This window comes from Pseudomonas sp. 3JA (assembly GCF_036961705.1).
Lineage (GTDB): Bacteria > Pseudomonadota > Gammaproteobacteria > Pseudomonadales > Pseudomonadaceae > Aquipseudomonas > Aquipseudomonas fluorescens_Q.
Genome location: NZ_JBAMDJ010000021.1, coordinates 50,972 through 63,809, shown reverse-complemented (window position 1 = coordinate 63,809; position 12,838 = coordinate 50,972). Strand labels below are relative to the sequence as shown.

The 12,838-nt window shown below is 60.4% G+C and carries 12 protein-coding genes; 9 read left to right on the top strand and 3 right to left on the bottom strand.

The genetic code is table 11. The features are described 5' to 3' along the window. Window positions 1–63: 63 nt before the first annotated feature. From V7773_RS17465 to V7773_RS17440, 6 genes are all read left to right on the top strand, one after another. Window positions 64–1,365: an ABC transporter substrate-binding protein gene (locus V7773_RS17465; RefSeq protein ID WP_092144242.1), complete on the top strand. Its 1,302-nt coding sequence runs from the start codon at window positions 64–66 to the stop codon at window positions 1,363–1,365. Window positions 1,366–1,593: 228 nt separating this feature from the next. Further along, entirely contained in the window at window positions 1,594–2,502 is a 909-nt protein-coding gene (locus V7773_RS17460; RefSeq protein ID WP_003198535.1) for a carbohydrate ABC transporter permease, read from the top strand. Next, complete coding sequence (locus V7773_RS17455; RefSeq protein WP_003198539.1) at window positions 2,495–3,340, top strand: carbohydrate ABC transporter permease; 846 nt, start codon at window positions 2,495–2,497, stop codon at window positions 3,338–3,340. Before V7773_RS17460 ends, V7773_RS17455 begins: the two co-directional genes overlap by 8 nt. 2 nt (window positions 3,341–3,342) lie before the next feature. Then, entirely contained in the window at window positions 3,343–4,503 is a 1,161-nt protein-coding gene (locus V7773_RS17450) for an ABC transporter ATP-binding protein (protein ID WP_072348860.1), read from the top strand. 130 nt (window positions 4,504–4,633) lie between these two features. After that, a complete protein-coding gene (locus V7773_RS17445; RefSeq protein ID WP_336074260.1) occupies window positions 4,634–5,980 on the top strand; it encodes a carbohydrate porin in 1,347 nt (448 codons plus the stop codon). Between the two features lie 278 nt (window positions 5,981–6,258). Continuing rightward, complete coding sequence (locus V7773_RS17440) at window positions 6,259–7,113, top strand: D-hexose-6-phosphate mutarotase (protein ID WP_092144246.1); 855 nt, start codon at window positions 6,259–6,261, stop codon at window positions 7,111–7,113. Window positions 7,114–7,171: 58 nt separating this feature from the next. Here V7773_RS17440 and V7773_RS17435 read toward each other — a convergent pair whose 3' ends face one another. Next, complete coding sequence (locus V7773_RS17435; RefSeq protein WP_170842276.1) at window positions 7,172–8,032, bottom strand: MurR/RpiR family transcriptional regulator; 861 nt, start codon at window positions 8,030–8,032, stop codon at window positions 7,172–7,174. 196 nt (window positions 8,033–8,228) lie between these two features. Here V7773_RS17435 and zwf point away from each other — a divergent pair, with 196 nt between their 5' ends. The 3 genes from zwf to V7773_RS17420 are packed head-to-tail and all read left to right on the top strand — an operon-like array spanning window position 8,229 to window position 11,081. Then, window positions 8,229–9,698: a glucose-6-phosphate dehydrogenase gene (gene zwf, locus V7773_RS17430; protein ID WP_060738865.1), complete on the top strand. Its 1,470-nt coding sequence runs from the start codon at window positions 8,229–8,231 to the stop codon at window positions 9,696–9,698. After that, window positions 9,685–10,398, top strand: coding sequence for a 6-phosphogluconolactonase (pgl, locus tag V7773_RS17425; RefSeq protein WP_336074259.1), 714 nt, complete (start codon window positions 9,685–9,687; stop codon window positions 10,396–10,398). The genes zwf and pgl overlap by 14 nt, the downstream gene beginning before the upstream one ends. A 17-nt stretch (window positions 10,399–10,415) precedes the next feature. Further along, window positions 10,416–11,081 carry a bifunctional 4-hydroxy-2-oxoglutarate aldolase/2-dehydro-3-deoxy-phosphogluconate aldolase gene (locus V7773_RS17420; protein ID WP_336074258.1) on the top strand — a complete coding sequence of 222 codons (666 nt, stop codon included), beginning with the start codon at window positions 10,416–10,418 and terminating at the stop codon, window positions 11,079–11,081. A 250-nt stretch (window positions 11,082–11,331) separates the two neighbouring features. Here the strand turns inward: V7773_RS17420 and V7773_RS17415 are convergent, their stop codons facing one another. Next, window positions 11,332–12,519, bottom strand: coding sequence for an aminotransferase class V-fold PLP-dependent enzyme (locus V7773_RS17415; protein WP_336074257.1), 1,188 nt, complete (start codon window positions 12,517–12,519; stop codon window positions 11,332–11,334). Window positions 12,520–12,536: 17 nt separating this feature from the next. Next, window positions 12,537–12,773, bottom strand: a complete 237-nt coding sequence (locus tag V7773_RS17410; protein ID WP_014336924.1) for a DUF3820 family protein — start codon at window positions 12,771–12,773, stop codon at window positions 12,537–12,539. Window positions 12,774–12,838 lie beyond the last annotated feature (65 nt).

Here is a 12,838-nt window from a genome sequence, read left to right as displayed (position 1 = left end):
ATTAGAATCCATGCAGCGCAAGCACCAGACTTGCATGCATAACAACAAGAAAGGTAATTCTAGATGAATGCGATTTCTCGCCTCGCTACTGTCATTTCTCTTGCTTCCCTGCTTCCCGTCGCAGCCTTCCCTGTCAGCACCCTTGCCGCCGAATCCAAAGGTTCCGTGGAAGTCGTCCACTGGTGGACGTCGGGTGGTGAAAAAGCCGCGGTCGATGTGCTCAAGGCCCAGGTAGAAAAAGACGGCTTTACCTGGAAGGACGGCGCTGTCGCCGGTGGTGGCGGTTCCACTGCCATGACCGTGCTCAAGAGCCGTGCCGTGGCTGGTAACCCGCCTGGCGTCGCCCAGATCAAGGGCCCGGACATCCAGGAATGGGCGTCCACCGGGCTGCTCGACACCGACATCCTGAAAGATGTTGCCAAGGCCGAGAAGTGGGACAGCCTGCTCGACAAGAAAGTCTCCGATACCGTGAAGTACGACGGTGACTACGTCGCCGTGCCGGTGAACATCCACCGCGTCAACTGGCTGTGGATCAACCCGGAAGTCTTCAAGAAAGCCGGCATCACCAAGAACCCAACCACCCTCGAAGAGTTCTACGCAGCCGGCGACAAGCTCAAGGCCGCGGGCTTTATTCCGCTCGCCCACGGTGGCCAGCCTTGGCAGGACAGCACCGTATTCGAAGCCGTGGTGCTCTCGGTCATGGGCGCCGATGGCTACAAAAAGGCCCTGGTCGACCTGGACGATGAGGCCCTGACCGGTCCGGAAATGATCAAGGCGCTGACCGAGCTGAAGAAAGTCGCGACCTACATGGACGCCGACGGCAAGGGCCAGGACTGGAACCTGGAAGCGGCCAAGGTCATCAACGGCAAGGCCGGCATGCAGATCATGGGTGACTGGGCCAAGAGCGAGTGGACCGCGGCGAAGAAAGTCGCCGGCAAGGACTACGAGTGCGTGGCCTTCCCGGGCACCGACAAGGCCTTCACCTACAACATCGACTCCCTGGCGGTGTTCAAGCAGAAAGACAAAGGCACTGCGGCCGGTCAGCAGGATATCGCCAAGGTCGTGTTGGGCGAGAACTTCCAGAAAGTCTTCAGCATCAACAAAGGCTCGATCCCGGTTCGTAACGACATGCTGGCCGACATGGCCAAGTACGGTTTCGATTCCTGCGCCCAGACCGCTGCCAAGGACTTCCTGACGGACGCCAAGTCTGGCGGCCTGCAGCCAAGCATGGCGCACAACATGGCGACCACGCTGGCGGTACAGGGTGCGTTCTTTGACGTGGTGACCAACTACATCAACGACCCGAAAGCCGACCCGGCCGATGCCGCCAAGAAACTCGGCGCTGCGGTTCAGTCTGCGAAGTAATTAGCGCCGCTTCCCTTGTGGGAGCTTTTGTGGTGAGGGGATTTAGCGAAACGTCGCACCGCCCCGATGGGTCGCGCAGCGGCCCCGAAAAGTCGCAATGGCGGAGTGTCAGAAACACCGCATGCAATGGCTTTGCGGCTGCTTCGCAGCCGATCGGGGATAAATCCCCTCGCCACAGAGCTCGCTCCCACAAAGGGATGCCCTTGTAACCTTGTTTTGGATCTTCCCATGAGTTCTGTTGCTGTGTTCAGCAAGGCCTCGCCGTTCGATGCATTGCAGCGCTGGCTCCCGAAACTGGTGCTGGCGCCGAGCATGTTCATCGTCCTGGTGGGCTTCTATGGCTATATCTTGTGGACGTTCGTCCTGTCGTTCACCACTTCGACGTTCCTGCCGAACTACAAGTGGGCAGGCCTGGCGCAATATGCCCGGCTGATGGACAACGATCGCTGGTGGGTGGCGAGCAAGAACCTGGCATTGTTCGGCGGCCTGTTCATCGGTATCACCCTGGTGATCGGCGTGCTGCTGGCGGTGTTCCTTGACCAGCGCATTCGTCGTGAAGGTTTTATCCGCACGATTTACCTGTACCCGATGGCGCTCTCGATGATCGTCACCGGTACAGCCTGGAAATGGCTGCTCAACCCGGGCATGGGCCTGGACAAATTGTTGCGTGACTGGGGTTGGGAAGGCTTCCGCCTGGATTGGCTGATCGACCCGGATCGAGTGGTGTACTGCCTGGTGATCGCTGCGGTGTGGCAGGCCTCGGGCTTCATCATGGCGATGTTCCTGGCCGGCCTGCGGGGTGTCGATCAATCGATCATCCGTGCCGCGCAGATCGATGGCGCGAGCATGCCGCGCATCTACTGGAAAGTGGTGCTACCGAGCCTGCGCCCGGTGTTCTTCAGTGCCGTGATGATCCTGGCGCATATCGCGATCAAGAGCTTCGACCTGGTGGCCGCGATGACGGCCGGTGGCCCGGGTTATTCCTCCGACCTGCCAGCGATGTTCATGTACTCCTTCACCTTCAGTCGCGGCCAGATGGGCATGGGCTCGGCCAGTGCAATCCTGATGCTCGGTGCGATCCTCGCAATCATCGTGCCTTACCTGTACTCCGAGCTGAGGACCAAGCGTCATGACTAGTCTCGCTGCCAAACCTTCCATCAGCCTGAGTCGCATCGCCATCTACGCGGTGCTGATCCTCGCCGTATTGCTTTACCTGGTGCCGTTGGTGGTCATGCTGTTGACCAGCTTCAAGACGCCGGAAGACATCAGCACCGGCAACCTGCTGAGCTGGCCGACCGTGGTCAGCGGCATCGGCTGGGTCAAGGCCTGGGCCACGGTGGACGGCTACTTCTGGAACTCGATCAAGATCACCGTCCCGGCGGTGCTGATCTCCACCGCCATCGGTGCCTTGAACGGCTACGTGTTGTCGATGTGGCGTTTTCGCGGTTCGCAGTTGTTCTTCGGTCTGTTGCTGTTCGGGTGCTTCCTGCCGTTCCAGACCGTCCTGCTGCCGGCCTCGTTCACCCTCGGCAAGATGGGCCTGGCCAGCACCACCACGGGCCTGGTGTTCGTGCATGTGGTCTACGGCCTGGCATTCACCACGCTGTTCTTCCGCAACTACTACGTCAGCATTCCCGACGCGCTGGTCAAGGCTGCGCGGTTGGACGGTGCGGGGTTCTTCACCATTTTCCGGCGGATCATCCTGCCAATGTCCACCCCGATCATCATGGTCTGCCTGATCTGGCAGTTCACGCAGATCTGGAACGACTTCCTGTTCGGCGTGGTGTTCTCCAGCGGTGATTCGCAGCCCATCACGGTGGCGCTGAACAACTTGGTCAACACCAGCACCGGGGCCAAGGAATACAACGTGGACATGGCGGCGGCGATGATCGCCGGGCTGCCGACCCTGCTGGTCTATGTGGTCGCAGGCAAGTATTTCGTGCGCGGCCTGACGGCCGGCGCAGTCAAGGGGTAATCATGGCAACGCTTGAACTTCGCAACGTAAACAAGACTTATGGTGCCGGCCTGCCGGACACCCTGAAGAACATCGAGTTGTCGATCAAGGACGGTGAGTTCCTGATCCTGGTCGGGCCTTCGGGCTGTGGCAAGTCGACGCTGATGAACTGCATCGCCGGCCTCGAGACCATCACTGGCGGCGCGATCATGATCGGCGACCAGGATGTCAGCGGCATGAGCCCGAAAGATCGCGACATCGCCATGGTGTTCCAGTCTTACGCGCTGTACCCGACCATGAGCGTGCGCGAGAACATCGAGTTCGGTCTGAAAATCCGCAAGATGAACCAGGCCGCCATCGACGAAGAAGTCACCCGCGTGGCCAAGCTGCTGCAGATCGAACACCTGCTCAATCGCAAGCCCGGCCAGCTTTCCGGCGGCCAGCAACAGCGCGTGGCCATGGGCCGGGCGCTGGCGCGGCGGCCGAAGATCTACCTGTTCGACGAACCGCTGTCCAACCTCGACGCCAAGCTGCGGGTCGAGATGCGTACCGAAATGAAACTGATGCACCAGCGCCTGAAGACCACCACGGTCTACGTGACCCACGACCAGATCGAAGCCATGACCCTGGGCGACAAAGTGGCGGTGATGAAGGACGGGATCATCCAGCAGTTCGGTACGCCGAAAGACATCTACACCAACCCGGCCAACCTGTTCGTGGCGAGCTTCATCGGTTCGCCACCGATGAACTTCATCCCGCTGCGCCTGCAACGCAAGGACGGTCGCTTGCTGGCGCTGCTCGACAGTGGCCAGGCCCGTTGTGAACTGCCGATGGGCATGCAGGACGCCGGCCTGGAAGACCGCGAAGTGATCCTGGGCATGCGCCCGGAGCAGATCATGCTGGCAGGCAGCGAGCCCAACGGCTTGCCGACCATTCGCGCCGAAGTCCAGGTCACCGAGCCCACCGGGCCGGACACCCTGGTGTTCGTCAATCTCAACGACACCAAGGTCTGCTGCCGCCTGGCGCCGGACGTGGCACCGCAGCCGGGGGAAACCCTGACGCTGCAATTCGATCCGTCGAAGGTGCTGTTGTTCGATGCGCAGTCCGGTGAACGCCTGGGCGTGGCTGGCCAGCCGCAAGCCGATGCTCGGTCGGCGAACGTGGCGCAGTTCAAAGGCCGATGAAGAACAAATGAGGGAGTCAACGTGCTCCCACAAAGAAGGAGTATGCGGTGAGTGGGGGACCACCCGCCGCAATCGTTGTAAACCGCGTTAGATAAAAACAGTTAATAACAATAAAGACGAGGATGTAGGGATGAAGAAGAAAAATAACGCCCAGCTTATCTGCCAGTTGTCAGCCGTTGCGGCGATGATGCTGGCCGGTAGCGCACAGGCTGCCGACGCCTTCAGCGCCGATTCGCCGTGGATGACGGGTGACTGGGGTGGTAAGCGTACCGAGCTGATCGAGCAGGGTATCGACATCAAGGCCGACTACGTCGGTGAAGTCGGTGGCAACCTGCACGGCGGCTACAACAACGACAAGACCGCGCGTTACTCCGACCAGTTCGGTCTGGGTGTGGCACTGGACCTGGAAAAACTGATGGGCTGGGATAACACCCAGGCCAAGATCCAGCTGACCAACCGTAACGGTGAAAACATTTCCAACGACCGGGTCGGCGACCCGCGTGCCGGCACCTTGAGTTCTTCCCAGGAAGTCTACGGCCGTGGCCACATGGTCCGTCTGACCCAGTTGTGGATCAAGCACCAGTTCCTCGACGGCAAGCTGGACGTCAAGGCCGGTTACTTCGGCGAAGGCGAAGACTTCAACACCTTCCCTTGTGAATTCCAGAACCTGGCCTTCTGCGGTTCCCAAGTGGGTAACTGGGCGACCGGCATCTGGTACAACTGGCCCGTCAGCCAGGCCGCGATCCGCGTGAAGTACAACCTCACGCCTGAGTTCTATGCGCAGATCGGCGCATACAACCAGAACCCCTCGCAACTGGAACACGGCAACGGCTTCAAACTCAGCGGCAGTGGTACCAAGGGCACCGTGATTCCGGTCGAATTGGTCTGGTCGCCGAAGGTCAACAACCTGCCGGGTGAGTACCGTGTGGGTTACTACAAGAGCACGGCCGATGCCAATGACGTCCGTGAAGACGACAACGGTGACGATGCCGCGACCACCCTTAACGCCTATCGCAGCCACGATAGCAAGCACGGCTACTGGTTCGTGGCACAGCAACAACTGACCACGCACAACGGTGACGCGTCCCGCGGCCTGAACATCGCCGCCAACGCGACCTTCCACGATAAGGACACCAACATCGTCGACAACTACCAGTCGCTGATGTTCGTGTACAAGGGGCCATTCGATGCGCGTCCAAAAGATGACATCGGCATCGGTTTTTCCCGCATCCATGTCAACGAAGACGTGAAGAAAAACGCCGAGCTGACCAACGCGGCCAATGGTGTCACCGATTACAACGATCCGCTGTTCGCACCGTTGCGTAGCACTGAGTACAACTACGAACTCAACTACGGTGTCCACGTTACCAACTGGCTGACTGTGCGTCCTAACCTGCAATACATCACTCACCCGGGCGGTGTGGATGAAGTCGACAACGCGCTGGTGGCCGGCCTGAAAATTCAGTCGGTGTTCTAACGCTGTTGCGATAAGCTCCTCTCTATGTGCGCATATTTGCGGACGGCCATGGCTGTCCGCTTTTTTTTGGGGAGCATAGGGTCAGTGCGAAGCCTGTGGCGAGGGAGCTTGCTCCCGCTGGGTTGCGAAGCGACCCCAAAACCATTCACTGCGGTGCGTCAGCCAGACCGCATTTGCCTCGTTTACGACTGCTTCGCAGTCGAGCGGGAGCAAGCTCCCTCGCCACAAAATAGTGTCGTACATAGTTGAGTATTCAATGATCTCCAGGACCGCGGCCCATGCATGAGCATCCGCTACAACGCTTTTTCAGATCCTTGCGCGAACGCCCGGTGTTCGCGTGGGAGCGCTATCGGCAGCGCGATGTGTTGGTGATCGATCACCCGTTGTGCCAGGCGGTGTTCAGTCGCCAGGGCGCACAGTTGCTGCATTTTCAGCCCAAAGGCCAGAAGCCCTGGTTGTGGTGCGCGGCCAAGTGGCCGCAAGTCGGTGCGATACGCGGCGGGGTACCGGTGTGCTGGCCTTGGTATGGTCGGCATCCCAGCGAAAATGCCTGGCCGTCCCATGGTTGGGCGCGGCTGATCGATTGGAAACTGCTCGACAGCCGCAGTGATGACGAGGGCGTACACCTGCATTGGCAGTTGCAACTGTGCGACTGGCAGGTGGACCTGCATGCCGATCTGGGTGAAAGGATGGAACTGCGCTTGAGCACCGAGCACCAGGACAGCCTGCCATGCCAGTTGAGCCAGGCCTTGCACGCCTATTGGCGTATTGGTGATGTCGGCGAGGTAGCGCTGTCTGGCCTGGAGGGCGCACAGGGCTACGACCAGTTGAGCCGTGCGGTTTGCCAGCAGGAAGGCGAGTTGCGGGTCGAGGGCGGTTGCCAGCGGGTGTTCCAGCATGAGGGGGAATTGCAGCTCAAGGACCACGCCTGGCAGCGCGAACTGCGCATCGACACCGGCGACAGCGCCGACACCGTGGTCTGGCATCCCGGCGCGCGACCGTTGCTGGGGGTGAGTTGGGATGAAGTCAGTGAATTCGTCTGCGTCGAAGCGGCCAGTGGCGGCACCGACAGCCTGTGCCTGGCGCCGGGGGAGCGGGCGCACCTGAGTTTGCAGGCACGGATGGGGGCTTAACTCTGGATCGTTCCCACGCGGAGTGGGAACGGTCAGGCAGTGAGGCTTCTGGATCGGTTCAGTTGAACTCATCCCCCACCGGATACCGGCTGGCATTCAGACTTTCCTTGATCTTGCGCAGATGCGGCTGGAAGTCCACGCCCCGACGCAGGGTCATGCCGGTGGCGAGCACGTCCAGTACGGTGAGCTGGATGATCCGTGAGGTCATCGGCATATAGATATCAGTGTCTTCGGGCAGGGGGATGTTCAGGCTCAAGGTGCTGGCCTTGGCCAGTGGCGAGCCTTCGGCGGTCAGGCCCAGCACCGACGCGCCGTTTTCCCGGGCGATGCGCGCCACTTCCACCAGCTCACGGGTACGACCGGTGTAGGAAATGATCACGAACAGTTCACCGGTATGGGCCACGGACGCGATCATGCGCTGCATCAGTACGTCGGCGTGCGCGGTCACTGCCAGGTTGAAGCGGAAAAACTTGTGCTGGGCATCCAACGCTACCGGGGCGGAGGCGCCGAGACCGAAGAAGTGGATCTGCCGGGCCTGGATCAGCAGGTCCACGGCGCGACTGATCAAATTGGGATCAAGGGCCTGGCAGGCGCTGTCCAATGAGGCAATGGCACTGCCAAAGATTTTCCGGGTATAGGCTTCCGGGTTGTCGTCGGCTTCCACTGCACGGCTCACATAAGCAGCGCCACTGGCCAGGCTTTGGGCCAGTTGCAGCTTGAGTTCCGGGTAACCGCTGACGCCGAACGAGCGGCAGAAACGGTTGACGGTCGGTTCACTGACCGAGGCCGCCTGGGCGAGGGCGGCGATGCTGAAGCGGGTCGCCTGCTGCGGGTTGAGCAGGATGATCTCGGCCACCTTGCGTTCGGCCTTGTTCAGGTCTTCAAGGCGACTCTGGATCTGTTCCAGTAAATTTCGCACGCGGTCCATACAAGATTCCTAGGAAGACGGGTCTTTGATACGACCCTTTGCGGTGGCCTATCCTACTGATGGCTCCGACGGACCACCACTCGGAATCGGTGTTTTCGAAAAATGTTGTGGTTATTACTACATTTTTCCTTGAGTGATACCTTGAAAAAAGGTATTTGTAGTTTAACTTGATAAAAGAACAAACATCATGCCTTCGATTACGGTTGAACCGTGCACCTTTGCCTTGTTCGGCGCGTTGGGCGATCTGGCCTTGCGCAAGCTCTTTCCTGCCCTGTATCAGCTCGATGGCGCCCAATTGTTGCACGAGGACACGCGAATCATTGCGCTGGCCCGTGAACCCGGCGGCGAGCAGCAGCACCTGGCGTTCATCGCCGCCGAACTGCGTCGCTACGTCGGTGAAAAAGACCTGGACGAAGCCGTACTCGAGCGCTTCCTGGCACGATTGACCTACCTGCACGTGGATTTCCTCAAGGCCGACGATTACGTCGCCTTGGCCGAAGCAGCCGGTTCGACCCAACAGGTCATTGCCTATTTCGCCACCCCAGCGGCGGTGTATGGGGCGATCTGCGAGAACCTGGCGAAGGTTGGCTTGAGCGAAAACACCCGTGTCGTGCTGGAGAAGCCCATCGGCTCGGACCTGGAGTCTTCGCGCAAGGTCAACGACGCCGTGGCGCAGTTCTTCCCGGAAAACCGTACCTATCGCATCGACCATTACCTGGGCAAAGAGACGGTCCAGAACCTGATCGCGCTGCGGTTTGCCAACAGCCTGTTCGAAACCCAGTGGAACCAGAATTACATTTCCCACGTGGAAATCACCGTGGCCGAGAAGGTCGGTATCGAAGGCCGCTGGGGCTATTTCGACAAGGCTGGCCAACTGCGGGACATGATCCAGAACCACCTGTTGCAGTTGCTGTGCCTGATCGCCATGGACCCACCGGCCGACTTGTCTGCCGACAGCATCCGTGACGAGAAGGTCAAGGTGCTCAAGGCACTGGCGCCGATCAGCCCGGAAGGCCTGACCACCCAGGTGGTGCGCGGCCAGTACATCGCCGGCCACAGCGAGGGCAAGTCGGTGCCTGGCTACCTCGAAGAACCCAACTCCAACACCCAGAGCGACACCGAGACGTTCGTCGCCCTGCGCGCCGACATCCGCAACTGGCGCTGGGCCGGGGTGCCATTTTACCTGCGTACCGGCAAGCGCATGCCGCAAAAGCTGTCGCAGATCGTCATTCACTTCAAGGAACCGTCCCACTACATCTTCGCGCCCGAGCAGCGCTTGCAGATCAGCAACAAGCTGATCATCCGCCTGCAACCGGACGAAGGGATTTCCTTGCGAGTGATGACCAAGGAGCAAGGCCTGGACAAGGGCATGCAATTGCGCAGCGGTCCGCTGCAACTCAACTTCTCCGATACCTATCGCAGCGCACGTATTCCCGATGCCTACGAGCGGTTGTTACTGGAAGTCATGAACGGCAATCAGAACCTGTTTGTCCGTAAAGATGAAATTGAAGCCGCGTGGACATGGTGTGACCAGTTGATCGCCGGATGGAAGAAATCCGGCGATGCGCCCAAGCCGTATGCGGCTGGGTCCTGGGGGCCGATGAGCTCCATTGCACTGATCACGCGGGATGGGAGGTCATGGTATGGCGATATCTGAAGTGAAACTGCCGCAGGGCGTTAGCGCCCATGAGTTCAAGAACCCGGTGGTGCTGGCCGAAGGCCTGGCGCTGAACGTGGCCGAGCAATTGCGCAATGCAATCGACGCACGCGGTGCGGCGACCCTGGTGGTCTCCGGTGGCCGTAGCCCGGTGGCGTTTTTCCAGCACCTGGCCAAGCAGGCGCTGGACTGGTCCAAAGTGGTGGTCAGCCTGGCCGATGAGCGCTGGGTTCCGGTTGAACACGCCGACAGCAACGCAGGCCTGCTCAAGCGTTACCTGCTGCAAGGCGCGGCGGCCAAGGCCCAGTTCCTGAGCCTCTACAGCGCCAGCAGCAACCTGGAAGCGGCTGCCGAACAGGCGGATCGCTTGTTGGCCGAGCTGCCGCCCATCGACGTGCTGGTCTTGGGCATGGGCGATGACGGACACACCGCCTCGCTGTTCCCTGGCAGCCCGAACCTGGCCCAGGCACTGGACGCCAATGGCACACGTCGCTGCTGGCCGATGCTGGCGCCGACCGTGCCGCACCAGCGCTTGACCATGAGCCGCGTCTTGCTGGCTTCGGCGCAACACAAAGTGCTGTCGATTTCAGGTCAGTCGAAATTGACCACCTTGAACGCTGCGGTGGCGGGTGACGATGTCGCCGAAATGCCGATCCGCGCGTTCTTGCAACCTACGTTAGAGATTTACTGGTGCCCATGAACCAAGGATCAGCCGCTATGACAAACCCATCCCCGACCGTTTCCATGGCGGACAAAGTTGCCCTGATCGACAGCCTCTGCGCCAAGGCGCGGATCCTGCCGGTGATCACCATCGCCCGTGAACAGGACATCCTGCCACTGGCCGATGCCCTGGCTTCCGGTGGCCTGACGGCGCTGGAAGTGACACTGCGTTCCCAATACGGCCTCAAGGCCATCCAGGTGCTGCGTGAGCAGCGTCCGGAACTGGTGACCGGTGCCGGCACGGTGCTCGACCGTCACATGCTGGACGCCGCCGAGGCCGCCGGTTCGCAGTTCATCGTCACGCCGGGCATCACCCGTGATCTGCTCGAGGCCAGCGTCTACAGCCCTATCCCGCTGCTGCCCGGTATCAGCAACGCCTCGGGCATCATGGAAGGCTACAGCCTGGGCTATCGTCGCTTCAAACTGTTCCCGGCCGAAGTCAGCGGCGGCGTCGCGGCCATCAAGGCCTTGGGTGGCCCATTTGGCGAAGTGAAATTCTGCCCGACCGGCGGCGTGAGCCCGGCCAACATCAAGAGCTACATGGCGTTGAAAAACGTGATGTGCGTGGGCGGAAGCTGGATGCTTGATCCTGAATGGATCAAGAACGGCGACTGGGCCCGCATTCAGGAATGCACCGCCGAGGCCTTGGCACTGCTGGACTGATTGTTTTACCGAACCTCGTTGGGTGTTCTACGGTTTTACGGTGCGCTTGGTCGGCGCGCCGTTTTTTTTTGCCCAGGTTTTTATGGCAGCACAAAATTCCGGTGGCGAGGGAGCTTGCTCCCGCTGGGGTGCGCAGCGGCCCTGGAGTCCGGCGACGCGGTGGATCAGGTTGATTGAGTGAGCTTGAGAGGGGGCTGCTGCGCAGCCCAGCGGGAGCAAGCTCCCTCGCCACAAAAGCTCAAAAGCTCAACTATGTTCGGCTCAGATGGATCAGTGCCTGGGTCAACCGCTCGATATCACTCGCCAAGGTAATCAGTCCTGGGGTAATGCGGATGCACGGTCCGACGCTGGTACTGCGTACCACGGTGAAGATCCCATGGTCGCTGAGCAATCGATCGGCCATCGCCCGTTGATCGGCCTGGGCGGTGAAGCGCATCGCGGTGATCCCGCAATAGAGACGCCGGTCATCCGGGGTCATGACTTCGATGCCTGGCACATCGCGCACGGCGCTCACCCACAGGTCACGCAGATAACAGAGGCGTGCGCCTTTGGCCGAAGCGCCACCCAGGGCCCGGTGTTCTTCGAAGACCAGCGGCAGGGTGAGCAAGGCAGGGATGTTGGGCGTGCTGTGGGGCGTGCGCGAGCGGACGTCGGTGGCGGGGTAGCTGTCTTCGTCCATGTCCGGGTCGATGTCGGCCAAGCGCTGCGGGGCGATGTACAGAAACCCCTGGGAGAGGGGCCCGCCGATCCACTTCTGCAGGTTGAAACCGGCGAATTCGATCCCGAGCTTCTTCAGGTCGAAATCGATCTGGCCCAGGGCATGGGCACCGTCGAGGATGATATCGACGGCGAACTCGCGGGCACTCTCGGCAATGGCCTGGACCGGCATCACCAGTCCGGTGAGGTGGTTGACGTAAGTCAGCGTCATCAACTTGATGCGAGGGTAGCGAATGAACGCTTCGCGATAAGTGCCCACCAGGCTTTCGAAACTGGCAGGGTGCTGGTGGACGATCTCGATCACCTCCACGCCACGCTGGCGGGCCAGCCAGCGCACTGCGCTCTTGACCGAGGCATATTCCAGATCACAGATCAGCACTTGATCGCCTGGCTTGAGGCCGTTGTAGTTGCGAATCAGCGTCTGCAAGGCATCCACCGCGCTACCGGCCAATGCCACGCTCTGGGGGGATGCGTGGATCAGCCGGGCCACCTGTCGACGAATGGCTTCGCCGTGTTCACGGTCGAAATGCTGGCGCACGTACACCGAGTTGTCCCGGTTGATGAACTCGATGTTGCGCTGGTACTCCTCCACCACAGTGCGGGACATACGCCCGAAGTAACCGTTTTCCAGGTTGAGCGGCCCGGCGGGATCGACGTCGTAGCGGCCGACAAACGTCTGCCAGAAGTTTTCATCATGGGCGCGTAGCGTGTTTTCGGGCATGACAGGGGCTCAACTGGTCAGGGGCGAGGCTTGGGTTTGCCGTGTTTGGCACGCAAGGGATCGAGCAGGTCCGACAGCCCGTTGTGATCGATTTCCTGCATCAGTGCCAGCAACCCCCCCAGTTCACCGTGGGGAAAACCCTCGCGGGCGAACCAGTTCAGGTATTGACCGGGCAGGTCAGCCAGGATTCGACCCTTGTATTTGCCGAACGGCATTTGACGCGTGATGAGCAATTCGAGCTTTTCCGGGTTCATGGCAATCGTCTGATTCAAATCTGCCTCGAAAATACAGGCATTCTGCATGCAGGCCAAATGACAGA